General features: G+C 40.5%; 18 protein-coding genes. 4 read left to right on the forward strand and 14 right to left on the reverse strand.

Annotated features, from left to right (window positions below; translation table 11 throughout):
- Nucleotides 1-27 precede the first annotated feature (27 nt).
- The 8 genes from C7972_RS21375 to C7972_RS21410 all read right to left on the reverse strand — a co-directional run bounded on the left by C7972_RS21375 (nucleotide 28) and on the right by C7972_RS21410 (nucleotide 10,977).
- Entirely contained in the window at nucleotides 28-1,428 is a 1,401-nt protein-coding gene (locus C7972_RS21375) for a tetratricopeptide repeat protein (protein ID WP_110358203.1), read from the reverse strand.
- A gap of 95 nt (nucleotides 1,429-1,523) precedes the next feature.
- The gene (locus tag C7972_RS21380) at nucleotides 1,524-2,705 is read right to left on the reverse strand and encodes an aspartate aminotransferase family protein (protein WP_110358204.1); all 1,182 of its coding nucleotides are present in this window, start codon (nucleotides 2,703-2,705) and stop codon (nucleotides 1,524-1,526) included.
- A gap of 5 nt (nucleotides 2,706-2,710) precedes the next feature.
- A complete protein-coding gene (locus C7972_RS21385; RefSeq protein ID WP_110358205.1) occupies nucleotides 2,711-4,726 on the reverse strand; it encodes an OstA-like protein in 2,016 nt (671 codons plus the stop codon).
- A gap of 112 nt (nucleotides 4,727-4,838) precedes the next feature.
- Nucleotides 4,839-6,110, reverse strand: coding sequence for an adenylosuccinate synthase (locus tag C7972_RS21390; protein WP_110358206.1), 1,272 nt, complete (start codon nucleotides 6,108-6,110; stop codon nucleotides 4,839-4,841).
- A gap of 16 nt (nucleotides 6,111-6,126) precedes the next feature.
- Nucleotides 6,127-6,582: a Fur family transcriptional regulator gene (locus C7972_RS21395; RefSeq protein WP_110358207.1), complete on the reverse strand. Its 456-nt coding sequence runs from the start codon at nucleotides 6,580-6,582 to the stop codon at nucleotides 6,127-6,129.
- Between the two features lie 41 nt (nucleotides 6,583-6,623).
- On the reverse strand, nucleotides 6,624-8,828 hold the full coding sequence (locus C7972_RS21400; protein ID WP_110358222.1) for a bifunctional (p)ppGpp synthetase/guanosine-3',5'-bis(diphosphate) 3'-pyrophosphohydrolase: 2,205 nt from the start codon (nucleotides 8,826-8,828) through the stop codon (nucleotides 6,624-6,626).
- 44 nt (nucleotides 8,829-8,872) lie between these two features.
- Nucleotides 8,873-10,105 carry a M48 family metallopeptidase gene (locus C7972_RS21405; protein ID WP_110358208.1) on the reverse strand — a complete coding sequence of 411 codons (1,233 nt, stop codon included), beginning with the start codon at nucleotides 10,103-10,105 and terminating at the stop codon, nucleotides 8,873-8,875.
- Between the two features lie 62 nt (nucleotides 10,106-10,167).
- Nucleotides 10,168-10,977, reverse strand: a complete 810-nt coding sequence (locus C7972_RS21410; protein ID WP_110358209.1) for an RNA methyltransferase — start codon at nucleotides 10,975-10,977, stop codon at nucleotides 10,168-10,170.
- Nucleotides 10,978-11,049: 72 nt separating this feature from the next.
- Here C7972_RS21410 and C7972_RS21415 point away from each other — a divergent pair, with 72 nt between their 5' ends.
- The gene (locus C7972_RS21415; protein WP_110358210.1) at nucleotides 11,050-11,853 is read left to right on the forward strand and encodes a DUF6503 family protein; all 804 of its coding nucleotides are present in this window, start codon (nucleotides 11,050-11,052) and stop codon (nucleotides 11,851-11,853) included.
- Nucleotides 11,854-11,920: 67 nt separating this feature from the next.
- Here the strand turns inward: C7972_RS21415 and C7972_RS21420 are convergent, their stop codons facing one another.
- The 3 genes from C7972_RS21420 to C7972_RS21430 all read right to left on the reverse strand — a co-directional run bounded on the left by C7972_RS21420 (nucleotide 11,921) and on the right by C7972_RS21430 (nucleotide 17,433).
- Nucleotides 11,921-13,219: an amidohydrolase family protein gene (locus C7972_RS21420; RefSeq protein WP_110358223.1), complete on the reverse strand. Its 1,299-nt coding sequence runs from the start codon at nucleotides 13,217-13,219 to the stop codon at nucleotides 11,921-11,923.
- A gap of 13 nt (nucleotides 13,220-13,232) precedes the next feature.
- The gene (locus C7972_RS21425; RefSeq protein ID WP_110358211.1) at nucleotides 13,233-16,181 is read right to left on the reverse strand and encodes an amidohydrolase family protein; all 2,949 of its coding nucleotides are present in this window, start codon (nucleotides 16,179-16,181) and stop codon (nucleotides 13,233-13,235) included.
- A gap of 184 nt (nucleotides 16,182-16,365) precedes the next feature.
- The gene (locus tag C7972_RS21430; protein WP_110358212.1) at nucleotides 16,366-17,433 is read right to left on the reverse strand and encodes a DUF3810 domain-containing protein; all 1,068 of its coding nucleotides are present in this window, start codon (nucleotides 17,431-17,433) and stop codon (nucleotides 16,366-16,368) included.
- 73 nt (nucleotides 17,434-17,506) lie between these two features.
- Here C7972_RS21430 and C7972_RS21435 point away from each other — a divergent pair, with 73 nt between their 5' ends.
- Both C7972_RS21435 and C7972_RS21440 read left to right on the forward strand, forming a co-directional pair.
- A complete protein-coding gene (locus C7972_RS21435) occupies nucleotides 17,507-18,973 on the forward strand; it encodes an aminoacyl-histidine dipeptidase (RefSeq protein ID WP_110358213.1) in 1,467 nt (488 codons plus the stop codon).
- A 146-nt stretch (nucleotides 18,974-19,119) separates the two neighbouring features.
- The gene (locus C7972_RS21440; protein ID WP_110358214.1) at nucleotides 19,120-19,581 is read left to right on the forward strand and encodes a CBS domain-containing protein; all 462 of its coding nucleotides are present in this window, start codon (nucleotides 19,120-19,122) and stop codon (nucleotides 19,579-19,581) included.
- 154 nt (nucleotides 19,582-19,735) lie between these two features.
- On the opposite strand, the gene C7972_RS21445 is transcribed toward C7972_RS21440, so the two are convergent.
- The 3 genes from C7972_RS21445 to C7972_RS21455 are packed head-to-tail and all read right to left on the reverse strand — an operon-like array spanning nucleotide 19,736 to nucleotide 22,412.
- Complete coding sequence (locus C7972_RS21445) at nucleotides 19,736-20,842, reverse strand: peptidylprolyl isomerase (protein ID WP_110358215.1); 1,107 nt, start codon at nucleotides 20,840-20,842, stop codon at nucleotides 19,736-19,738.
- Nucleotides 20,843-20,853: 11 nt separating this feature from the next.
- On the reverse strand, nucleotides 20,854-21,399 hold the full coding sequence (gene gldI / locus C7972_RS21450) for a gliding motility-associated peptidyl-prolyl isomerase GldI (protein WP_110358216.1): 546 nt from the start codon (nucleotides 21,397-21,399) through the stop codon (nucleotides 20,854-20,856).
- Entirely contained in the window at nucleotides 21,396-22,412 is a 1,017-nt protein-coding gene (locus C7972_RS21455) for a bifunctional oligoribonuclease/PAP phosphatase NrnA (RefSeq protein WP_110358217.1), read from the reverse strand. The genes gldI and C7972_RS21455 overlap by 4 nt, the downstream gene beginning before the upstream one ends.
- A 707-nt stretch (nucleotides 22,413-23,119) precedes the next feature.
- On the opposite strand from C7972_RS21455, the gene C7972_RS21460 reads away from it, so the two are divergent.
- A complete protein-coding gene (locus tag C7972_RS21460) occupies nucleotides 23,120-24,058 on the forward strand; it encodes a calcium/sodium antiporter (protein ID WP_110358218.1) in 939 nt (312 codons plus the stop codon).
- Nucleotides 24,059-25,059: the final 1,001 nt, after the last annotated feature.

The following is a 25,059-nucleotide window of genomic DNA, read 5'->3' on the forward strand; positions in this document are numbered from 1 at the left end:
TAAGATAAAAAAACAAAAATAGTTTATTTATCTGGAAGCTTTTTTCACATCCTCAATTAAGTTTTGGGCCCAATCCGTATTGAAGAATTGGGGAAATTCATCTTCAAATAAATGTAGCTGGTCAAGGTCTATTTTAAGGGCGTTGAGCAACCTGTACTGAGCTCTGGGGAAATCGCTTATTAGCAGATAGAAGCCGGCCATTTTATATTGCATTTCACATCGCTGGGGATAAAATTCATGGCCTTGGAGCAATATTTCTATAGCGGCATGCACGTCTAGGTTTTGAACTGCTACATCGGCCCAATGAAACCAAGTGTCAAATTCATAATTCCCCAAGTCTACTGCCTGTTGATAGGCATAATAGGCCTCGTCATTATTTTTTAAGGAGGCGTGTATCTTTCCGCACTTTTTCCAGTACTTTGAATTTTCCCCATCAATATTTATGGCTTTATTGATGTAGTATAGGGCTTTTTTATAATCCTCCTGTCTAATGTAGTATTCCGTAATTGCCAACCACCCTTTATCCAACAATGGATCTTCATGGACCGTTCTGTAATAATAGGATTTGGCCAATTCGTAGTTCTTGAGTTTTTCATGACATCTGCCTATCCTTAAATAGGCGTGCGAGGTAGGATCTTCAATGGCAATGGTGGTCTCATAATTCTCAATGGCCTCATTGTACTTGCCCATTTTTTCCAATACTTTTCCCTTTTCAAAATAGGCACCAATAAAAGTGTCATCGGCAATAATTGCAAAGTCGAAAGCGGCCAGGGCCTCCTTGTGCATTTTTTTTGTAAAATACATTTTTCCCAATTGGTGCCACGCTACTTCGCTATAAGGGTTTCGTTCAAGATAATCATTTAGGTATACGATGGCTCCGTCATAATCCTCAAGAAACTCAAAACAATAAATAACATTGTAAAGTGATGAATAATCCTCCTCATCATAGGACACACACATCATGAAATTTTGTTTGGCATCTTCAAAATTATCCATGAACAAATATTCCATACCTAGTAAGGAATGGATGTCAAAACTGTCATCGGTTAAATTTAAGGCCTGGGTCAGAAGGGATACCGCTGCTTCGTGATTGTCCTTCTTGGAATAAATATTGGCTCTTTGAATGTATATTTCCTCATTATTGCTGTCTATTACCTGTAGCTCATCCAGCATTTTCTCTGCCAGCTCCAGATTATTTTCAAAAACAAGGACTTCTATGGACAACAGCTTAAGTTCTATACTGGCAGGATGCTGCTGCAGCCCAATTTTAATCGCTTTTTTGGCCAATGCAATTTTCCCGTTATTGAGGTAGTGGTGAATAATATCTTGAAAATCTTCCGCGTCAAAGAAGTAGACATCATCTGTCTTGAGCATGGATTCAAACTTAGCAATGGGTTGCCCTGGTCTCTCGTTTGGTTCTAACGCCATAGGAACTTCTAATTATTCATTGGAACTAAAGTAGTCTTTTGAAACCCTTATTTCCGACAGATTTGGTCTATTATATTAACAAATTAGTTAACAATTTATTGTTTAAGGCCGTTCAACACCTCTAAAATCAAGCCACAACCAAGTTTAATTTCTTGACTGCTAATGGTCAACGGCGGTGATATGCGAATGGCATTTGGTTCAAAAAGCAGCCAAAACAATATTAGGCCTTTCTCGGCACATTTGAGGATAACCTCATTGGCCGTTTCAGGTTTTTCCATGATTAGGGCCAACATTAATCCCTTGCCTCGAATTTCCTTTATCAATGTATGTTGCAAAAGATTTCTAAAAAGAGCTTCCTTTTCCAAGGTTTCCTGAATGAGGTTGCTTTCCGTTATTTCCTGTAAGGTGGCTAGGCAGGCCGCAGCAATGACAGGATTGCCCCCAAAGGTCGTTATATGGCCCAATTTGGGTTTTTCTGTGAGCGATTGCATCATATGGTGCGAAGCCACAAATGCACCTACCGGCATTCCGCCTGCCATTCCCTTTCCAAGTACCAAAATATCAGGAACACAATCATAGTGCTCAAAAGCGAACAATTTTCCGGTACGTCCAAATCCAGGCTGGATTTCGTCCAATATTAACATTGCACCCACCTCATTGCAGCGTTCCCGTACTTTTTTTAAATACCCATTCTCCGGTAGAATAAAACCAGCTCCTCCCTGGATGGTTTCCAAAACAACTGCGGCCGTTTTTTCGGTTATGGACAACACATCACGTTCTACATTAAAACGAATGAATCCAACGTCGGGAATAAGTGGCCTAAAGGCTCTTTTTCGCTCTTCATAGCCCATAATACTTAAGCTTCCCATGGTATTTCCGTGGTAAGCATTCTTGGCAGATAAAATTTCACTTCTTCCTGTAAACCGTCTGGCCAATTTTAATGCCCCTTCAATGGCCTCCGTTCCGGAATTTACCAAATAAGTGGTTTCCAGCGGTGCAGGGAGTAGGTTTGCCAGCAGTTTGGTATAGGCAACGGCCGGTTCTTGGATGTACTCGCCATACACCATAACGTGCATGTATTTTTGGGCTTGCTCCTGAATGGCAGTCACCACTCTTGGATGGCAATGTCCCAAACTACAAGCGGAAACTCCAGCAACAAAATCCAGATGTGCCTTACCTTTGGTATCGTAAATATAACTGCCCTTGGCATGTGAAATTTCCAAAGCCAAGGGATGTGCCGAAGTTTGTGCCTGGTATTTAAAATAATCCTTTTTCATTTGTATTAGTTGTCAAGGACCCTAAATATCCAGGTGTCATCTATATAATTCCCATTGAAATTGTTATTGTGCGATCGGAGAGCTTCTTCCCGGGAATCATAGTGTTCTAAATAGACATAGTGGTATTTATTGTAGTCTCGTAAGAAGTGTTTGGGTTCCAAACCTTTTTTGGTAAGGCTTTTCATGAATGTTTCATAATTTTCCGCTGCCTCGAAAACGTTGGCTATTAAATAGTAGCCAGAATCCAAACCGTCCTCTTTAGCGCCCTCCTCATAATGCACATCTGTTTTAGCTTCCAGAACGCTGGGTTTGGGCTCTTTTTGCTGTTGAATTTTTTTGTTCGGTTCCATTTTCAACAAGGGATTGGGAGGTATTGGCTTGGAAGAATTTATGGAATCACGCTTTCTTTGATCCTCTATGGCCTCCTCTGGTTCCACATCCAAATCTATAGGATTGTCCACCCCTTTAATGGTAACCAGTTTTATGTTGTTGTCGTCCTCGTCAAAGATGTCGTCCTTGCTGAGAATCCTTTCCTTTCCACGCCAAATAAACCCTTTCAGCAACCTACTGTTTTCCGGGAGCTCCTTTTCTGGAAAAATATCGCCATCAGGATTGGTAATAAAGGTAATATCCTCTATCTCGTTATTGGCAAGGGTCATTCTAATTGCACTGCAAATGGTCTTGTTTATTCCAATAAGTTCCTGGTCATCATTGTACATATAATAGATAACCTCGGTGTTTTTTACAAGGTCAATGAGGCTTAGTTTATTTTCTATGAATTTCCCGAATAGGTCCTTGCCCTTGGCCTGGTTGTAGCCTACTTTGCCCACTGTATCCAAGGAAATTATAAAGGCGTTGTTTATAACTTTTAAAGAGTCCAATTTTTCGGTTTCCAAGTTGGATAGCAAGTGGATACTGTCTCCGGTCATTTGATTCTCCCCGTTCCAAATAATAGGATTGGTAATTAGTTCGGTAATACCGGTTTTTTGGTTGAAATGGATGGAATCGCACTTCCCGCTTAAATCGGTTTTGTAGAATTTTGCATTTCTGAAGGCCCTAAGGATGCGCTGTTCCGGTTTGCCCGTGATCATTAAGGTATCGCCGTGCATATATAAGGAGTCCTGTTCTACTAGATTGATCGAGACGGCCCTTTTGGTGGCAAAAACGGAATCCTTGGCCTTATATACTTCTGCATAGTGGGCCCTGATCAGTCCATCGTTTACGGTATCCCTTATAGTAATATTGTTCGTTGCAGAGGCAAACTCGGTCTTTTTGTCAAAATATAGGCTGTCTCCAGTAATAATTCGGTTATTGTAGTCTATACGTGTATTTTTAATTCCGTATCCGTTTTCAATTTTAGTATCGTAAAATCCACGTTCGCAGTACATTTTATAGGATTCTCCGGTGATGGTGGAAGGACCGTATAAATAGGCATTTTTAGACTCGGTATAATAATCCAATTGTTTGGAAACCAGTTTAAATTCTGGATTTACAAGGTTTACACTTTCCAGGAACTGGGATTTCTTTAGCTGGGTAAAATAACGCCCTATTTTACTGGTAAGGGTATTGGAGGAATCAACCACGGTTCCGTTATGTTCATAGAAAGCCTCTTGTTTTTCACGATCAAACCGCAAGGTGTCAGTGGTAAGGGTCATGCTGGTGTGGTTCAAAACCACATTTTCCCATGCCTTGGCAAGGTTTAGATTACCGTCATAATCAATTTTGCCACTGGTCAACTGTACGGAATCCCCTTGCTGCAGTTTAATATTCCCAATGGCTTTGAGCCTATTTTCTTTTTGGTAATAAATGGCGATATCGCACCATAGATCTGCTCCTTCGTGCTCAAATTGCACTTGCCGATCATCCTTGCTAAAGATGGCCGCCCCTGGATATTGTTCTTCATCTTTGGTGAAGTTGGCTCCATAAACAATGTTTATTTGTTTAACTTCTTCCTGGGGCTCTTGTGCCCAGCCAATCCAACAACTTAAAATGGTTGATAATAAAAATACGGACTTAAGCAATGTTTAAAATTTTGGTCAAAAATAGTATATTTTGGGGGAGGATAATACAGTTTGGGATAGTTTTAGTAAAACCCCTATAACGAAAAAGCCATCTTAAAAAGATGGCTTTTGCTTATCGATATATGGTCTGGGTCCTATCCGGCCCTACCGAAACAATCTTTATGGGGACTTCCAGTTCTTTTTCCAAGAACTTTATATAATCCATTAAGGTGTCCGGAAGTTCATCGGACTTGCTCAATTTGGTCAAATCCTTTGCCCATCCCTTCATTTCCGTGTAGACCGGTGTCACGTATTCCGGTTCTATACTATAAGGTAAGTGCTTTATTTGTTCCCCTTTATAGTTATAGGCAGTACATACTTTTAGTTTTTCAAATCCACTTAGTACATCTGCTTTCATCATCATCAATTCCGTAACCCCATTGATTTCAACGGCGTATTTGAGTGCTACTAGATCCAACCATCCGCAACGTCTTGGTCTTCCCGTGGTTGCGCCAAATTCGTTGCCAACCTTACCCATGGTTGCGCCGTCCTCATCAAAAAGTTCTGTAGGGAACGGGCCACTGCCCACACGGGTGGTATACGCTTTGAAAATACCCAGCACCGCACCAATTTTATTGGGTGCTACCCCCAAACCTGTACATGCCCCCGCTGCTGTAGTGTTGGACGAGGTTACAAAAGGATAGGTTCCGAAATCGATATCCAATAAGGATCCCTGTGCTCCTTCCGCCAGTATTTTTTTACCTTCACGTTGAGCGTTGAAAATATACTCTTCACTATCAATAAAGGTTAATTTTTTTAGTTCTTCCACCGCCAGAAAGAAGTCTGCCTCCAATTCCTTTAGGTCATATTGGATCTCAACATTGTAAAAGCTGATCATGGCCTCATGTTTGTTGGCCAATATCCTGTATTTTTCTTTCCAGTCCGAGAATTCCAAATCGCCTACCCTCATACCGTTCCTTCCGGTCTTGTCCATATAGGTGGGTCCAATACCTTTTAAGGTAGATCCAATTTTGGCCTTGCCCTTGGCAGTTTCGGAAGCGGCATCCAATAAACGGTGGGTGGGCAAAATTAAGTGGGCCTTTCTAGAAATAAATAATTTTGATTTAATATCTAGATTGAACTTTTTAAGATTATCCAATTCTTTTTTAAAGATAACCGGGTCTATAACCACCCCGTTGCCAACAATGTTCACCGCGGTTTTGTGGAATATTCCTGAAGGAATGGTATGTAAAACATGTTTTATACCATCAAATTCCAAGGTGTGGCCTGCATTGGGGCCGCCTTGGAATCGTGCAATTATATCATAGTTCTTTGTTAAAACATCAACTATTTTCCCTTTTCCTTCATCTCCCCATTGGAGTCCTAGTAGTAAATCTACTGCCATTCTATATGTAATTGGATTAATTATTCTTGTTTTCTTCTTTGTTCCGTGTTCCGTAAAAATAGAGCGAGTGTGTATTGATCTTAATGTTGAAAACCTCCTCAATGGTCTTTTTTATACTTTGAATACGTGGATCGCAAAATTCCATAACCTCACCCGTATCCGTAAGGATAACATGATCGTGCTGCCTGTCAAAATAAGATTTTTCGTATTGGGCCTGATTTTTTCCAAATTGGTGCTTACGGACCAACTTACACTCCAATAAAAGTTCAATTGTGTTGTATAATGTGGCCCTACTTACCCGATAGTTTTTATTTTTCATGGTGATATAGAGCGATTCTATATCAAAATGTTCTTCACTATCGTAGATCTCCTGTAAGATTGCGTAGCGCTCAGGTGTTTTTCTGTGACCATTTTCCTCCAGAAAAGTGGTGAAGACATTTTTGACTATTTCTTGATTCTTGTTTTCGCCCATAGCATTTACCCAGCGTTAGGGTACAAATGTACAGTTAAAATTTAAATTCTGGATACTTTATCGATGCCGTTAATGCGCTTTAGATTATCTATAACTTTTTTAAGGATAGCATTGTTTTTTACAACAAGGGTGATTCTTCCCGAGAACGTTCCGCCATCCGTACTGAAATTAATATTCCTCATATTCACATGTAAGTTGCCGGAGATTACCTCGGTAATTTCACTGATCAACCCTATATTATCTATCCCGGTAAGCATTATTTCCACTGTAAACTCTTCTTGGGAAGAATCGATCCATTTGGCCGATATGATCCTATAGGCGTAGTTGGACTGAAGGGAAATGGCATTGGGGCAATTTTTCTTGTGTACCTTAATCCCATCGTTAACACTGATAAATCCGAATACCTCGTCTCCCGGTATGGGATTGCAACATTGGGATAATTTATACTCCAACTTGTCCTCTTCCTTGCCAAAGACAAGGGTGTCATATTTTGAGGTAATCTCCTCCTTATGGATATCTTCAGGAACCGGGGTTCTTTTTATCTTATTTTTAAAGAAGGTTATAAAAGCATTGCTATAGGAGGCCGCAAAATCTTTTAGCATTTGGTTGTCAATGGCACCAATGCCCACCCTATAGAACAAGTCCAGACTCGTCTTGAGCTTAAAAAATACCACCAACTTGTTTATGGTATCCTCGTTAAGGCTAATTTTCTGGGATTTTAATTTACGCCTAAGGATTTCCTTGCCCTCCATGGCCGTAGATTTCTTTTCTTCCCTTAAGGAGGATTTTATTTTAGACCTGGCCCTGGCCGTTGTGGCATAATCCAACCAACTTTGACTGGGTCTGGCAGTGTCGGAGGTAAGAATGTCTACCTGGTCACCACTTTGCAAGGTAGTATTCAAGGGAACCAGTTTGCCATTTACTTTGGCCCCACGGGTATGCATACCCACTTCAGTATGTATATTGAAGGCAAAATCTAAAGGCGTGGCCCCTTTGGGGAGGGATTTTAGTTCTCCTTTGGGTGTAAATACAAAAATTTCCTTGGAATAAAGGTTTAGTTTAAATTCTTCTACAAAATCGACCGCATTGGTATTTGCATTTTCCAGGGCTTCCTGTAGTTTGTTGAGCCATTCCTCAATGCCCTGTTCTTTCTGATTGCCGTGCTTGTATTTGAAATGCGCGGCATAGCCTTTTTCGGCAATTTCGTGCATTCTTTCACTCCGGATCTGAACTTCTACCCATTTGCCCTTTGGTCCCATTACAGTGATGTGCAGGGCTTCATAACCTGTAGATTTAGGGGATGAAATCCAATCCCTTAAACGAACAGGGTTGGGGGTGAAGTGATCTGTAACAATAGAGTAAATTTTCCAGGCCAAAAACTTTTCGTTATGCCGGTCCGATTTGTATATGATCCGAATTGCAAATTTGTCATAAATCTCATCGAAGGATACATTCTGTACCTTCATTTTACGGCGAATGGAGAAGATGGATTTCATCCGGCCCTTAATGTAGTAATTGAGATTTTCTTTGTCCAACGAGTCGCTTATCACGCCGGAAAAAGCGTCTATATAGGCCTGTTGTTCCTCTTTGGACTCTTCAATTTTACCTAATATGTCGTCGTAAACATCGGGTTCAGTATATTTAAGACTGAGATCTTCCAGTTCCGTTTTAATATTGTAAAGCCCTATTCTATGCGCTAAAGGTGCGTATATGTACAAGGTTTCGGAGGCTATCTTCACTTGTTTGTGCTCGGGCATGGAATCCATGGTGAGCATATTGTGATATCTGTCCGCTATCTTTATAATGATAACCCGTACATCGTCATTAAGGGTAAGGAGCATTTTTCTAAAATTCTCCGCCTGTTGGGAAATGTTCATATCCTTTTTCAGGTGGGCAATCTTAGTGAGTCCGTCTACGATCCGTGCAACGGTCTCGCCAAACAAGCGTTCAATATCCGCTAGGGTGTATTCAGTGTCCTCAACAACATCATGAAGTAGTGCGGATGCAATGGAAACTGCATCCAGACCCATTTCGGAAGCCACGATTTTTGCTACCGCTATGGGGTGGAAAACGTATGCTTCCCCCGATTTTCTTCTTTGATTTTTATGCGCATCTACGGCAATATCAAAGGCCGAGCGTATCAATTTCTTATCCTCATCGGTAAGGCTTTGATAGCTTATACGGAGCAGTTCCTTATATTGCTTCGCAATTTCCTTGTTTTCTTTCTCTATTGCAGCTTCGGTCATCATAAATTAAAAATAGCATAAACTATGGTAGTAGACAACAAAAATTATGCCTTTAAATTTTGAATTCTAGACATCAAGGGCGGGTGTGAATAATGAACAAAAACATAAGCGGGATGAGGCGTAAGATTACTTAGGCTGTTCTTGGATAATTTTTTCAAGGAGGTAATAAGAGGTTTGGGGGCGAAGGTTTTTTTTGCAAAATCATCTGCCTGAAATTCAAACTTCCTGGACATGGCGTTCATGATCAATCCTGTAAATTCCGATATTGGGCTGTATAGTATTCCAAAACCTATAAGCGCTGCGTGAAAACTAGGTTGCGAAACGCCAATAGCCAAAGATACCTCTGGATTATTTATAAAGATGGATAGAATAAAGAGGGTAAGACCGGTTAGCAAAATGGAGGCCGATAAATTAAAAATGATATGTTTTCTTTTATAATGTCCCACCTCATGTGCCAGCACCGCTACAATTTCGTCCTCCTCAAGATCGTTGATCAAGGTATCGTATAGGGTTATTCTCTTTTCCTTGCCAAATCCAGAAAAATAAGCATTGGCCTTGGTCGATCTTTTTGAGCCATCTATCACAAATATGTTTTTTAATTCAAATCCCACGTTTTTGGCGTAAGCTTCGATTTTACTTTTTAAATTGCCTTCTTCCAGAGGCGTTTGTTTGTTGAAAAGGGGTACGATCAGTCGACTGTAAAAAAGGTTCATGAAAAGCGAAAAAACGCTTATGAGAGCCCAGGCATAAACCCAGAAGTTGGTACCTGCCCACTGAAAAAACCAGATGATCAATGCCAGTATTCCACCTCCAAGAATCATCATCATAATCCAACCTTTAAATTTATCCGTCCAGAATAATTTTTTGGTACTCTTGTTGAAACCGAATTTTTCCTCTATTACAAATGTGTGGTAATAGGAAAAGGGGGTTGTAACAATATCATTGCCTATCATAATTATTCCGAAAAAAATAAGGGCGATCACAATAGGGTTGTCACTGTAACTCCTGGCAATGGTGTCTATCCATTCAAATCCCCCCAAAATTAAAAATAGTAAGGTAAGGCTTAGTGAGAAGACAGTGCTCACCATCCCAAAACGATAGTTGGTTTTTTTGTACTCTTGAGATTTTCTGTATTCCTCCTTGTCGAAAACGTCGCTTAATTCGCTAGGGACAACATCTGTATAGCGTTTGGCATTTAAATATTCCAGCACGGTTTCAATGATAAACTGAATCAACAAAATGGCTATTATGATATAAAATAGGATGCTACTGTTCATTTAAAAAATTAATGGATTTCTATATTGTTTTATGTTGCAGTATTGCGGATACAGGTTCTTACTTAAAATCCCCTTTGCCGAATTGCCTCAAAGATAAGTATTGCTGCCGATACGGAGACGTTCATGGAGTCTATTTCTCCATGCATGGGAATTATAATATTTTGGGTTGCGTTCTTCAGCCATTGCTCGGATAGCCCTGTAGCCTCTGTACCTACCACAATTGCCGTGCCCTTGGTAAAATCTATTTCCGTGTATGGCTTGGAGGCACTTAAGGCTGCACAGTTGATATTAATATTGCGACCAATTAAGAATTGGATAATTTCGGGTGTGGATCCCATTGCTATATCGGTGGTGAATACACATCCAACACTGGACCTGATTATATTTGGGTTGTACAGGTCACTTTTCGGATTGGCAATAATAACGGCATCCAGGCCGGCAGCATCGGCTGTCCGTAAGAGGGCACCAATATTACCTGGTTTTTCAGGGGCTTCGGCTACTAAAATAAGGGGATTGTCGTTTTTAAATTTTAAAGACTCCAGGGTATGCTCCCGGCTTACTGCTACGGCCAATATGCCCTCGGTAGTATCCCTGTAAGCCAATTTTTGAAATATATCTTTTGATATGGAAATTATTTCCGGGGTAGGTGAAATTCCATGTACCAATTCCATAATAGCGTTTCGGTTAACGAGCTCTGGATAGAAAAGAATGGTTTTTAGGGTATAGCGTCCCTTCACTGCCAGCTGTAACTCCTTGATGCCTTCAATAATAAAAAGCCCATTTTTTTTTCGTTCACGGGATTTTTCCTTTAATGATATTGTACTCCTTACCAAAGGGTTGTGAATACTGCTAATCTCTTTTATATAGCTCATTGGTGCAAAAATAATATATTATGTTAACTTAATTATGGTTTTACGACCAAAGGGGCAACTAAAATAAGTAGGATGAGATATGTAATTGTATTATTGCTATTGGGCAGTACGCTAGCCTGTAAGATGGAGAGCAAAACAAAGGAAGTTGAGGTGGAATTGGCCGAACCCAAGACTGCTGTTAAGGTTAACATGGAAAGATATCCAGAATCGCTCATAAAGGTCTTTGAGGCCCATGGGGGGCTGGCAGCCTGGAGAAATCAGAGGACTTTGGCCTTCAAATTAGGGGAGGAGCTGCATACCATGGATCTTCAGACCAGAAAGGATAGGGTGGACGCACCACAATATTCCCTTGGGTTTGATGGTGATAAGGTTTGGCTGTTGAACGAAGAAAATGCGTTTAAGGGGGATCCTGTATTTTATCACAATCTTAGGTCTTATTTTTTCAATATGCCTTTTGTATTGGGGGATAATGGAATTGTTTACGATGAAACGGAGGACTTGGTCTATGAAGGTGTCAATTATCCCGGTATTGCCGTAAGCTTCAAATCGGGCATCGGGGCCTCCTACAAAGATGAATACTTTTTGCACTATGACCCCCAAACGTATAAAATGGCTTGGCTTGGTTATACGGTCAGTTACAGGAGCGGAGAACGTTCCGATAATGTAAGCTGGATTGGTTATCACGATTGGACGGATGTAAATGGCCTTAAGGTTCCCAAAGCATTGACTTGGTACAGTTCTGAGGGACGAACGATCAAAGAGCCTAAAAAACCGGTGGTATATGAAGAAATTGAATATAGTGAACAGGCCAAACCGGTAGGTTTCTTCTCAAAACCTGAAAACGGAATATTTGTAGAAGGAAAAGTACAAGAGTAGTACTCATTAAATAGGAAAAGGGGTGATAAACAAACTGTTTTCACCCCTTTTTTTTGTCTGCCTAAGGTTATTTTCCGTTATATTTTTCCATGTATCTTCTCCATAATTCCGTTTGGTGTGTTTCCAGTGAAATATCCCTTCCGTCAATAAAGGCCCTGCTTAATTGGTTGGTACGCATATCCAGCGCATCACCCTCTGAAATAAACAGTGTGGCACTTTTGCCTACTTCCAAGGTTCCGTATTCTTGGTCTATACCCAAAATTTTCGCGGGATTCTGTGTAATCATTTGGAGCGCTTTTTCTTTGGAAAGTCCTTGTTGTACAAGCTGTCCGGCATAAAATGGCAGGTTTCGGTTTTGAAAATTTTTCGCGCTGGCGTTTTGCATAGCAACCAATAGCCCGCTATCTAACAATATCTTGGGCAGTTTATATGGGAGGTCGTAGTCGTCGTCGTCCGAGGATGGCAGGTTGTGGGGAGCCCTTACCAACACGGATATATCATGTTCTTTTAAGAACTCGGTGATTTTATAGGCTTGATATCCTCCTACCAGGACAACTTTCTTAACCCCTAAATCTTTGGTCTTGACAATGGCATCCATTATTTCCTTTTCACCATCGGCATATACATAAAGCTTTTGAGCTCCGTTGAACAGACCTTGGGTAGCCGCATATGCCGGATTGATTTCGGATACAGCACTTTTGCCATAGGCAAGGGCATTTTTTAAAAAGCTTATAATTTTTTCCTTTTCCTTGGCATAATTTTCATTGGGTTGGTATCTACGGCCCTGGCCCTGGGAAAATGGACCTAGTTTAAAACTGTTTGGCCACGTTAGATGTATTCCGTCATCGGCCTTGATAACGGCATCTTCCCAATTCCATGCATCGAATTGCATAACGGAAGAGGTTCCGGAAATGGTACCGCCTTTAGGGGATATTTGTCCCAAAAGCACCCCATTGGGTCGCATACTTTCCACAACTTTGGACTCGGCGTTATAGGCGATTAGGCTTCTTACATGGGGTATTAATTCCCCAATTTCATCCTTGTCGTTGGAGGCCCTAACAGCATCTACCTCTATCAGTCCCAAGGAGGCACATGTTACAATGAAGCCAGGGTAAAGATGTTTTCCGTCTGCTTTTATAATTGTTCCCTTTCTGGCAATTCTGGTTTTGGCATCGCCTACAAAAGAAATTTTCCCACCTTCGAACATGATAAGGGAGTTCTCTATTACTTCGCCATTTCCCAAATGGGCTACAGCACCTTCAATGCTAAAGGCCTCTTTCTGTACCCCGGCAGGAGTTTGTTGTGCGGTTCCTTTAATCGTTGCAGATAACAGGACAAGTGCTATGGTGATTCTAAAAATTTTCATCTTAATCTTGGTTTTAAAGGCTATCACAGTGCAATTCTTCTTGGATTTTTTTCTTCGGTTCCTGGGTAGGGCCGCCTTTGTCCTTCTCTTTGAGCATAAGGTTGATCAATAAGGACTTTTCTCTTTTTATGGCTTCCCTTTGTTGTTGGTCTTTTTCCAGATCGAAATATACAGCCCCCTCAATCATGGTTTTTTCCACCTTGGCATAAACGGACAAAGGATTGTTGTTCCAAAGCACCAGATCCGCATCTTTTCCTTCTTTGATACTGCCCACCCTATCATCTATATGCAAGAGTTTGGCAGGATTGATCGTGACCATTTTCCATGCCTCCAATTCGGTCATCCCGCCATATTTGACAGTTTTGGCAGCCTCTTGATTTAATCGCCTGGACATTTCTGCGTCATCACTGTTTATGGCAACGGTAATACCCTGACTTTGCATGATAGCTGCATTGTAGGGGATAGCATCGTTTACTTCAAATTTATAAGCCCACCAATCACTGAAGGTCGATGCCCCCACACCGTGTTCGGCCATTTTATCGGCTACTTTATAACCTTCCAATATGTGGGTAAACGTATTTATTTTGAAGTTGAATTTCTCTGCAACTTTCATCAGCATATTAATTTCGCTCTGTACATAGGAATGACAGCTTATAAATCGTTCCCCGTTAATTATTTCAGCCAAGGTTTCCATCTCTTCATCAAACCTGTAAGGCTGTCCGCTCTTTTTCTTGATGTCATATGCTTTGGCCCTCTGGAAATAATTTATAAATGTTTGTTCCACACCCATCCTAGTCTGTGGAAACCTGCTATAACTGTTCCAGTTGGATTGCTTTACATTCTCACCCAAGGCAAATTTTATAAATTTAGGGGAGTTGTCGTAGATCATCCCATCCGCATTGGCGCCCCATTTTAACTTTAAAATAGCGGATCGTCCACCAATAGGATTGGCAGAACCGTGCAGTAGTTGGGCAGAGGTTACGCCACCAGCCAAATCCCGATAAATGCCAATGTGCTTCGGATCTACCACATCCTCCATTTTTACCTCTGCAGAGGAGTTTTGACCGGATTCATTAATGGATAAGGCGGCAATATGTGTATGTTCATCAATAATACCTGCCGTTAAGTGCTTCCCTGTGGCGTCCACTATCGTTGCCCCACTTGGTTTGAGGTCGACACCGATTTTGGCAATTTTACCGTTCTTAACAAGTACGTCTGTGTGTTCCAAGATTCCTTCATCCTCACTGGTCCAAACCGTAGCATTTTTAAACAGTACGGATTCTTGTTTGGGTTTCTGAGAATAGCCATAACCAATATTGGGGAAAGTTATAGGCACTACTTTCGGTTTTTCCGAGGATTTATCTTTTTCCTTTTCCGCATATGCCGAGGTTTTCGTGGCTTTAAAGGTGGTTTCGGTGCCATTGGGGAGTAAAAGTTTGCCTTTAAGAATGTCGGAACTGGAAGTTGCCATTCCCGATAATCTAAATACTTGGTCACCACTTTTGGAATTGAAGGAAATTGAAAGCCAATTATCGTCATATTCAATTTTCGAAGTCAATTTGTCCTCTCCTTCCTTCACCTCGGCCTTGGGTTGGTCAAAATCCCCGGTAATTGACAATTGATACACCTTTTCCCCGGCCGCTAAATTGTAGTTTCCACGAATATCTATGAGTTCCTTGTCCTTGATAATATGCTTCTGGCCTTGGACCCAATTTTCATAGAGTACGGTTTCCTCCTCGAAAATATCCCCCGAGGTAATTAAAAAATTGGCTTGACTTCCACTTTGTAAGGAACCGATTAGGTTGGATTTGCCCAAGATCTGTGCAGGGGCCGTAGTAAGCGCCTCCAAAGCTTCTGTTTTTGACAAGCCATATGCTATAGCCTTTAATAAATTTTTTCTAAAAGCGGACGTGGATTTTTGACCGTGAAGTGTAAGGCCAAAAGTAATGTTGTTTTCTGCAAGGACTTTAGGGTTTGTGGGTGCCTGGTTCCAATAACGCATATCTTCCAGGCTTACATGATTCGCCAAATAGGGGTCGGAAACATCATAGGGGTCCGGGAAGTTGATAGGAACTATCAAGTTGGCGTTGGTGGCCTTTATTTCGGCGACACTTTCAAATTCATTCCCACCTGCCAATATGGTATAATTGATGTTGAACATATCTCCGATCTTATCCACCCTTAATATGTTGTCTTTGTCCTTGGCCTCAATTATTTGAACTAAACTTTTGTTGGTGTTCAGAGCTTCTAAGGAAAGATCCTTGGTGGTTACGTTACCTTGGGCGTACCAATCGGCATCAAAGTACATTTGCCTTAACAGGGCCAGGGCACCCATTAGCGAAGTGGGATAAGCTTGCCGTTTGGCCACACTTTTGGTCAATGAAAAGTATTGAGCCGATTTATCGGCCAAAACCCTATCCGAATCACTGCCGATGTCGTTCAATGATATTAAGGCGCCGTTGCCCCGCGCAATTCCGTCCTGTATATGTGTGTTTACAACCCCAAAACCGGCTTCCCGCAATTCCTTCGCTTTTTTACGGTCGTAGTTAAATTTGGAAATTGCATCGTTTTCCGGCATTATATGGTCGTTCCAGTAATACCCTTCCCTTGAGGGGCCATATTGTGCCGAACGTCCTCCGGAGGTCGCTGGTTTGGGTTTCGCTACTCCAAAATCGGAATAAATATCAATAAATGAAGGATATATGGATTTTCCATTTAGATCTATCAGTACTGTATTTTTGGGAAGTTGTACGTTCTTCCCTGTCTCTATTACTTTTCCTTTTTGAATAAGCAATGTCCCTTTTTCCAATACCTTGGTTGGTGTTATATGGATCTTGGCATTTATGAATGCGGTAAAATTGTTGTTTTCCGCTTTTACACCGTCATTTATGGGAAAGTAGTCCTGGGCAGAAAGCGACAACCCGTAAAAAAGTGTAACAAGCACATAAAATGGTATTCTCATATTTAATAGTATTCTTTGTTAAACGGGTTTAAAAATAAAGTATCCCATAGGAATATCAATGTTGTTTTAAACTTTTTATATCATTTAAGTCAGTCTTGGATTTTTGATTGAAGATCCATTATTCCATTGTCCACAAGCTGCTGCACAGTTATGGGACTCCTAAACGTTGTAACGTACATATCCCCTAGATCGGGTTGTTGCGGTAATAATTGATCAATAAGGTCACAACGGCATTGTAACTTTTAATACCGTCTTTCTGATTGTTGGCCTTTAGAAAAGTATTGAATATAGATTTAAAAACGGGCTCCAAAGGATTTTCATGCGCTTCCCAAAATTCGGCCACTTCTTTGTAATTTTTTTTCACACCGGGATTCAGTTTGTTGTATTGGCGCTTAAATTCCTCTAAGTCCCTATTTGCGAGTTCATTCAGACAATAGCTCAGGGCATAGGCGTATGCCGAATATTTAAAATAAATATCCTCATTGCCAACAGTTGCCAAATAACCAATAAAATTGGTTTCATTTTCTGCGGAAAACCCTAATTGATGGCCTATTTCATGGCCACATATAACGGGAAATCTAAAATTTGGTAGTGCACTATTGGCTTGTGCTTCATTGGTGAACGGATTTAAATAGCCGCCATAACCCATATAGCTCAAAGGGGTGCTGAAAATGGATTTTTTTAAGCTTGGGTGCTGGTAGGTGAAAAGAGGGATTTTAATTTTTAGGGTTTCGTAACCTTCTAGGGTAAGGTCCATAATTTGTTTCTTGGTATAGGGAATCTGAACCATTTTACTGGTATCGGAGGTTATCCTGAATTGGGTTTCATTGGTTCTCAACACAAGTTGGTCCACAAAATTTACCAAGTCATGCTGGCTGTGTTTGTCTCCCAGTTCCAAGGATTTTGAAAGGGGTTGTCTATAGTAATTTAATCCCCATAAAAGATGAAAAGTAAAATATGCAACGGATAAGACCATAGCAATGTCCCGAATAAACCCTACTAGGTTTTTTTTGATGGACATTCTGTTCACAATGATATACCTAGCTCCCAAGATGATTAGAAGCGCGTACAGTATATCCCCTACCGAAAAAGGAACCCATCCCAGAAAAGTCCGCCAAAATCTGGATAGAAAAGGATATATCCCTGTACTGTAATAAGTTTCTATAACTTCAGGGTATTGCCCCAGCCATTTTACCAGGATTACTTGTGGTACCAATAAAAAGGCGGTAAGATTTTTGATTTTATTTTTCATCAAGCCAAAAATAGCCAATTATCTAGCATGGTTGTTTTTCTATCTGTATTTTTGGACTCATAATCATTAATTTATGAATAAGGAGATAAGACTTTTAGAACCAAAAAGTATCTGGAATAAATTTGCAGATCTAAATGCTGTTCCTAGACCATCCAAACATGAGGAACGCGTAATAGAATTTATGATGGAATTTGGAAAGTCCCTTGGTCTTGAGGCCATCAAGGATGCTGTCGGGAATGTGATCATCAGGAAGCCGGCATCGGTGGGTATGGAAGATAGGACGACGGTAATTCTACAATCGCATTTGGATATGGTACATCAAAAAAATGCCGATACGGATTTCGATTTCCAAACCCAGGGTATAGAGATGTATGTAGATGGGGATTGGGTAAGGGCCAAGGGTACCACCTTGGGGGCCGATAATGGCCTAGGGGTGGCCACCATTATGGCTTTATTGGAGAGCAAGGATATTTCCCACCCACCTTTGGAAGCCTTATTCACAATTGATGAAGAAACGGGAATGACCGGGGCAAAGGGACTAAAAGGGGGATTGTTGAAAGGTGGGTTTTTGTTGAACCTGGATACGGAAGATGATGATGAAATTGACATTGGCTGTGCTGGAGGTGTAGATATTACCGCCAAAGGAAATTATACGGAAGTTCCCCTTGGCGATGGTTTCCAGGCCTACAAAATAGTGGTAAAAGGACTTAATGGGGGGCATAGTGGAATGGATATCGATAAAGGACTGGGTAATGCCAATAAGATTATGAATTCTTTCTTGATGTTGGGGCAGGAGCAGCTCGGTTTAAAAGTTTCCAAAATTGACGGTGGAGGTTTGCGCAATGCAATCCCAAGGGAAAGTACCGCCTTTGTGGCCATAAAAGCAAAAGACTCAGATGGATTGGACAGGTTGTTTAAAGACTGGGTCAATAATTTGAGGCAGGAATTTGCAACAACCGAGCCTAATTTAAAGATTGTTTGTGAGCCTGCTCATCTTCCAAAAATGGTTATGGAGTCCAATGATCAGCTGGCATTGACGGAAGCTATTAAAGGAGCTCTAAATGGGGTCTACGCCATGAGCAAATCCATGAAGGATTTGGTGGAAACATCCAATAATATCGCTAGAGTAGAGGTGCGAGGTGGTAAAATAAACATTGCATGCCTAACCAGGTCCTCCGTAGAGGCCGGTAAAATGGAATTGGCCAGGGGTCTAAAAGGTAATTTTGAGAAGTCCGGGTATAAGGTAACTTTAAGCGGTGACTATCCTGGATGGAATCCCAATCCTGATTCGGCTATCCTAGATCTATTGCGTACAAAATATAGGGTGCTTTTTAATGAGGCGCCTAGGGTAGTGGCCTGTCATGCAGGTTTGGAATGTGGGATTTTGGGAAAGAATTATCCGGAGGTAGATATGATCAGTTTTGGGCCCACTATAAAAGGAGCCCATTCTCCCGATGAACGTGCCAGCATATCTTCGGTACAAAAATTTTGGAAGTTTATTTTGGCAATACTCTCTGAAATTCCCAATAAAAAGATTTAAACCTGGAACTCTTTATATTGTAGGGTGTTGTTTAATCTGGGGTGTAAGCCTAATACGTACCTTTTCAGGGTTGGAAGAGAGTTGTTTTTAATAGGTTGTTACGGTTAATTTTCTTATATTTAAGAGAATCAACAAAAAAACAAGCTATGGGAATCAAAAGTTTTCAGGGGCCTAGAGTACAGCAACCCAGTGAGGAAGCACCGCTTCGGGTTTGTGATTATATGACCAGAAAACTGATTACTTTTAAACCTGGGCAATCTGTTGAAGAAGTAATCGTGGCCCTTTTGAAGTATAAAATTTCAGGTGGACCGGTAGTAAACGATCAGAATGAATTGATAGGCATTATTTCGGAAGGCGATTGTATCAAGCACATTAGTGAAAACAGATATCATAATCTGCCAAGCTCCAATATGACAGTGGAAGGGCACATGATAAAAAATGTGGAAACCATAGATGGCAATATGAATATTTTTGATGCGGCCAATAAGTTTTTGAATGAAAAACGCAGACGTTTTCCAATAGTGGAGAATGGAAAGTTAGTGGGGCAAATTTCCCAGAAAGATATATTAAAGGCTACCCTAAAACTCAAATCACAAAACTGGAAATAGATTCCTTACATGGATTTGGTTGAAAGGTCCGTCTTTTTTGCTGCTGATGTTTTGTGGTACTGAAATGCACCGCTATAATCAAATAGGTCAAAAAAAATCCTTGTTGATCCCCTATAGAGAGGTCAACAAGGATTTTTTATCTTTTGGAATATAATTATTGGGCTATTCCAGTAATTTCCAGATCAAAAACCAATTTGGCATTTGGTGGAATAGGGCCGTATCCGGCTTCACCATAACCCAAATGGGAAGGTATGAACAAACGAACCTTATCCCCGACCTTCATCTGCATAAGGCCTTCCTTAAATCCTGGGATTATCCTTGCTTCCGGGCTGTAGTCCATTGGAATGGCTTCGTAACCGCGACCTTGTTTTCTGGCCTCCTGATAAACGTCATATTTTTTAGCTACCTCTTCATAATTACTGTCAAATAGTGATCCGTCCGATAGATACCCTGCATATAGTACATTTACCTTTTGCCCCACTTTGGGTTTTTCTCCATTGCCCTCAGTTAGGGTCAATATTTTAAGCCCGGATGGTAGTTCTTCTGCTTTGCTTTCCTCTGTGGCAATTTGGGCAACGAAATCGCTTTTCATTTTCTCCATCGCCTTGACTTTTTCCTCTGCCTCGGCAAAGTAGTCGCTCATTACCTTCACCGCATCAAATTTTTTGGCTTCCTTACCGTTTCTGATAATTTCAACGGTGTTCATAACTACATCCGTAACAGGTCTGTCGCCTTCTGCAGTTTTAACATTGGCAATGGAATCAACAATATCCATTCCTTTAACAACTTCACCAAACACAGTGTGCCTACCATTTAAAAAAGGAGTTTCCTTGTGGGTAATGAAAAACTGGCTCCCGTTGGTAGTAGGTCCCGAATTGGCCATAGATAGGATACCGGCCTTATTATGGGTAAGGGAATCGTTAAATTCATCCTTAAATTTATATCCAGGATTTCCCATACCCGTTCCGGTAGGATCCCCGCCTTGAATCATAAAGTCCTTTATGATTCTGTGAAAGATGATACCGTCATAATATTTTTTGCCCTTTAAGCTGTCTGTAACAAATGGGTTGTTTCCTTCGGCCAGGGATATAAAATTGGCAACTGTCAAAGGGGTCTTTTGATACTCCAATTTAAGGAGGATTTCACCTTTGGTGGTATTAATATCCGCAAAAATTCCGTCTCCCAGGTCAGCATGCTTACTGGACTTGCAGCTGGAAAATGCCATGGATACTACTGCCAATAATAAATAAATTTTCTTCATTGTAATTAATTTTAATTGTTCTCTTTTTGTTTGTCTATATTTAAAATGGTAATGGTAGATTTAATGGGGACGTTTACCCCAATCTTATTATTGTCCCCATGATAACCATAGGATAGGGAGGAGGGGAACAAAAATGTTGCACTTTCCTTCTCTTTTAAAAGTTTTATACTGTTGCGCAAGCCAGGGAATAGGTCTTGCTTATCTACCTTATAGGTTATGGTTCCTATTTCGTCTTTGGAATATATGGTATCATTGTTAAAAGTCATGACATTGTATTGTAGCGTAACCAGGTCATCTGTTTTGGGGTAATAATCGGCCTGGTCGTTCTTGGCGATATAATGATACCAAGAGCCGATTCCGCTGGAGAAATAGGTGTTCATGGAGTCATTTTTAATAATTGCCATAATCTGTTCTTCTTCCTTTGCCAATAAGTCCTTGTTGCGTTCTACGGATTTTTGTAATATACTTCCTGATTTAACTTTAACAGGCTTGCGTGGCTCCGGTCCTTTGCAGCTGGAGAAGGCGATAACAAGCAAAAGGGATAGTAGGTGTTTCATGCGTTTAATTCCTCTTTATATTGGGGCAGTAGTGACTTAAAATGGTTAATGGTTTCTTCCATGGAAACATCACTTCGCCCCCCCGCGGCATTGGTATGTCCGCCTCCGTTAAAATTAGCCCTGGCAAATTCATTTACAGAAAAATCACCTTCAGACCTAAAAGATATTTTGATAATTCCTTCCTCACGGTTTTCAATGAAAATAACCGCAAAAACAATTCCCTCCAAGGTTAAACCGTAATTCACGAATCCTTCCGTATCCCCCTTCTTGTAATTGTAGGTATCCAGTTCGTCTTGCGACAAGGTGATAAATGCCGTCTTAAATTCCTCTAGGATGACCATGTTTTTTAAAGCACAACCTAAAAGATGCAATCTACTAGGTGTATTGGTATCATAAACCTTGTTATGTGCTTCCGTATTCTTGGCGCCTTTCTCTATTAATTTGGCAACCACTGCGTGTGTCCTACTGGTGGTGGACGAATATTTAAAAGACCCTGTATCGGTCATAATACCGGTGTATAAAGAAATTGCCAGGTCCGGGGTGATGCTTTCCACATCGTTTAGTCCTTCGATAAGGTTGTAAACCATTTCGCAAGTAGAACTCATGCTTACATCGGAATAGGTAATTTTTGCATAATTAGCTGGCTCCTGATGATGATCTATCATCACAAATAGGGCCGATGAATTTTCCAGTAAGGGTTGTAGTTGTCCAATCCTTCCCAAGTGGTTGAAATCTAAAGTAAATATTACGCTAGCACTATTGATTAGAGTTTTTGCTGCTGAGGATTCCCTTTCAAAATTTACTATTTGTTCGTTTCCCGGCATCCATTTTAAGAATTTTGGAAAATCATTGGGAACAATGATGGTAGCATCCTGACCTTTGCCCTTGAGATAGTGCCATAATCCCAAAGTAGAACCAATGGCATCTCCGTCCGGATTTTTGTGCGGTATTATCACAATTTTCTGGGGTTCGTCCAATAAGCCCCTAATTGCCTTCGTAATCTCTAAATTCATGCGCGCAAAGATACAATTTAATAATAAACGCCATTATTCCACGATTCTATTTTTGCAATATTGCCACTCCAACTTATGCAATTTCCCTGGAAGGTGTTTTATGGGCTGGGTGTATGTACCCTTATCAATGCCAATTAGGTAGTTAAATCTTAAATAATGAGGAGGGGAAAGAAGGTCCCTTCAATTGATATTGGGAGACCTTAATTTTAAATATAGGCCTATATGTTGTTGTTTTTATTTCTTAAAAAACAATGAGATAATCAAAATCAATAAAATTTTAGTCAGTGTAATCATAATTCAGGTTTTAATAGTTAATGAATAGTAAAATAATCGATTATCCATTTAAGATATACATAACCTAAGCAGATTTCCAAAATTTGATGATGGATTCAATATAATTGAATACAATGTTGTAACTATATTAATCATTCGCATTATATATTTTCAATTGTTGTCTTGAAAGTTGTTTCATTATGTAATTAAAAAAATAATTAATGATATTAAACTGTCATTAAATAATAGGTGTTTTTGGGAGAATTTCAGAACACAAGGGGGATTTGATTTGAAAAAGTCCATTTTTTGTGACTTTCATTTAAAATCGACCTTAACTGAGGGGCCATTTTTTTTAATTCCATAGTTTTTTTTGAAAGGTAGATTCGGCAGGGAAAAGGTCGGATTCTTGATTATATTTGTTGAAAATTTTTTTGATGCTGGATATACTATTTATTGTTCTGGGACTTGTTTTATTGATTGCAGGTGGCAATTGGCTTTTAAAGGCGGCAGTTGCCTTGTCGTTAAAACTAAATATTCCAAAGATCGTTATAGGTATGACCGTGGTTTCCTTTGCAACCTCCGCCCCGGAATTGATAGTAAGTATAAAAGCTGCTCTGGAGGGCTTTCCGGATTTGGCCTTGGGGAATGTTGTTGGTTCCAATATTGCCAATTTGGGTCTGGTGTTGGCAATAACCGTCATGCTGGGAAGTATAGAGGTTAGAAAGAGCTTCTATACTACGGATTGGCCGGTAATGATGTTGGCATCGCTTTTATTTTTCATATTTATTTATTTTGATGGGGAATTGCAAAGATACGAGGGCTTTATTATGATGGTGGTACTCTTTGTCTTCTTGGTGTATCTATTGCGCTTTCAGAAAACCGCAGTTGTGGATGAGCTGCCTGAGGATGATGTTCCCCTGCCTTTGTATAAGACGATGTTGTTTTTGGGTTTGGGCGGACTTGCCCTTTGGGGAGGTTCTGAACTGCTGATCGAGGGTGCAGTGGGGCTTGCTACCTTTTATGGAGTTAGCGACCGTGTAATTGCGGTAACCGTTGTGTCTATCGGGACCAGCATACCAGAATTGGCGGCTTCTATTATTGCTGTAATTAAAAAAGAAAAGGCAATTTCTTTGGGAAATCTAATAGGGTCCAATATTTTCAATCTGTTGGCTGTTTTGGGCATTACCTCAATGATTACCCCTATTAAAGTGTTGGACCAAGGCTTGCTTACCAGCGATATTTTTTGGATGTTGGGCATATCCTTTTTAATCCTTCCGCTAGTGTTTTTGCCCAAGGGGCTGAGGTTGGGGTGGAGGGACGGATTGTTGCTTTTGGCGACATACGTGCTATTTGTATATTTAACCATACGCTAAAGGTGGTGGCCAGATATGTCTATCGGCGGTTTTGGGCCTAACAATATTACTTTGTTTATTGGCACCGCCAAAGGGTATAATACCCAGAGGCTTGCCTCGAAAATTAAAGTTCGTTTCCTACGAATGCCTCACGTGCTTGCCCCGAGGTAGTTTACTTTTTGCATGTACAGAACTTAATAAGCAAGAAAATTTATTGGTCGGGGTGTGCCTTTGGATTCAGAAAAACAGCTGCCCTTATTTTAGGTACGGTTTATGGTTGAAGGATCAATCCCAAAAGTTGTGTGTGAATTAGAAAAAGAAATAATCTACTATCTCATTTTTGTGTCCTGTTCATTTTTTGCATCGCCCAAATGCGCAGCATTCATGAATACCATTAAAAATCAATAGACCAGCCGATGAATAAAAAACGACCAGGGCCGAATAACCAAGGTACACCGTACCTTGGTTAGTAGGAGCCAGCAGTAGCCATGGCCATGCTGATTTTAAATTTCTTTAAATCTACGCACTTTCCACTGCCCCGGCGTCCAGGCCGCTTTCACTTGGGTGAAATGCTCTATGGACGCCTTCCACCTTCCAATGTGAAAACCACTTGATTTAATACGAAATCGAAGATTCACGAAAACCATTAAAAAACTATAAAAACCACTTGAGTAAATTGAAAATAGGCCAGTCCTTTTGTTGCGTCAACCTTCATGTGGGGATAAGTCATTTTCCGTTATTAAAAACCTTTGGCATTGCCCTCAAGGTCTATGGTTTGGTCGTTCTTCTTCCGTCGTGGAGATGGCATGGCCGTTAAGAATTATTGAAGCCTTGGAAATAATTTAGGCCATGGCATCGGTCCTTAAAATCCAGAGATTTTAGGGACCACCTAGCGAAGAAGGGTCTTTTCTTTTGTTTCGTTTTCTTTGGACAAGCAAAGAAATCGAAGATTCACGAAATCCGATAAAAAACAATAACAACCAATTGAGTAAAATGAAAGAATAATTTAATCATTGGTTTTA

Source organism: Arenibacter sp. ARW7G5Y1, assembly GCF_003201775.1.
GTDB lineage: Bacteria > Bacteroidota > Bacteroidia > Flavobacteriales > Flavobacteriaceae > Arenibacter.

Excerpts from the sequence above, each read along its gene's own strand:
- C7972_RS21375 (WP_110358203.1), bottom strand. The coding sequence starts at position 1,428 with ATGGCGTTAGAACCAAACGAGAGACCAGGGCAACCCATTGCTAAGTTT.
- C7972_RS21380 (WP_110358204.1), bottom strand. The coding sequence starts at position 2,705 with ATGAAAAAGGATTATTTTAAATACCAGGCACAAACTTCGGCACATCCC.
- C7972_RS21390 (WP_110358206.1), bottom strand. The coding sequence starts at position 6,110 with ATGGCAGTAGATTTACTACTAGGACTCCAATGGGGAGATGAAGGAAAA.
- C7972_RS21395 (WP_110358207.1), bottom strand. The coding sequence starts at position 6,582 with ATGGGCGAAAACAAGAATCAAGAAATAGTCAAAAATGTCTTCACCACT.
- C7972_RS21400 (WP_110358222.1), bottom strand. The coding sequence starts at position 8,828 with ATGACCGAAGCTGCAATAGAGAAAGAAAACAAGGAAATTGCGAAGCAA.
- C7972_RS21405 (WP_110358208.1), bottom strand. The coding sequence starts at position 10,105 with ATGAACAGTAGCATCCTATTTTATATCATAATAGCCATTTTGTTGATT.
- C7972_RS21410 (WP_110358209.1), bottom strand. The coding sequence starts at position 10,977 with ATGAGCTATATAAAAGAGATTAGCAGTATTCACAACCCTTTGGTAAGG.
- C7972_RS21415 (WP_110358210.1), top strand. The coding sequence starts at position 11,050 with ATGAGATATGTAATTGTATTATTGCTATTGGGCAGTACGCTAGCCTGT.
- C7972_RS21420 (WP_110358223.1), bottom strand. The coding sequence starts at position 13,219 with ATGAAAATTTTTAGAATCACCATAGCACTTGTCCTGTTATCTGCAACG.
- C7972_RS21425 (WP_110358211.1), bottom strand. The coding sequence starts at position 16,181 with ATGAGAATACCATTTTATGTGCTTGTTACACTTTTTTACGGGTTGTCG.
- C7972_RS21430 (WP_110358212.1), bottom strand. The coding sequence starts at position 17,433 with ATGAAAAATAAAATCAAAAATCTTACCGCCTTTTTATTGGTACCACAA.
- C7972_RS21435 (WP_110358213.1), top strand. The coding sequence starts at position 17,507 with ATGAATAAGGAGATAAGACTTTTAGAACCAAAAAGTATCTGGAATAAA.
- C7972_RS21440 (WP_110358214.1), top strand. The coding sequence starts at position 19,120 with ATGGGAATCAAAAGTTTTCAGGGGCCTAGAGTACAGCAACCCAGTGAG.
- C7972_RS21445 (WP_110358215.1), bottom strand. The coding sequence starts at position 20,842 with ATGAAGAAAATTTATTTATTATTGGCAGTAGTATCCATGGCATTTTCC.
- gldI (WP_110358216.1), bottom strand. The coding sequence starts at position 21,399 with ATGAAACACCTACTATCCCTTTTGCTTGTTATCGCCTTCTCCAGCTGC.
- C7972_RS21455 (WP_110358217.1), bottom strand. The coding sequence starts at position 22,412 with ATGAATTTAGAGATTACGAAGGCAATTAGGGGCTTATTGGACGAACCC.
- C7972_RS21460 (WP_110358218.1), top strand. The coding sequence starts at position 23,120 with ATGCTGGATATACTATTTATTGTTCTGGGACTTGTTTTATTGATTGCA.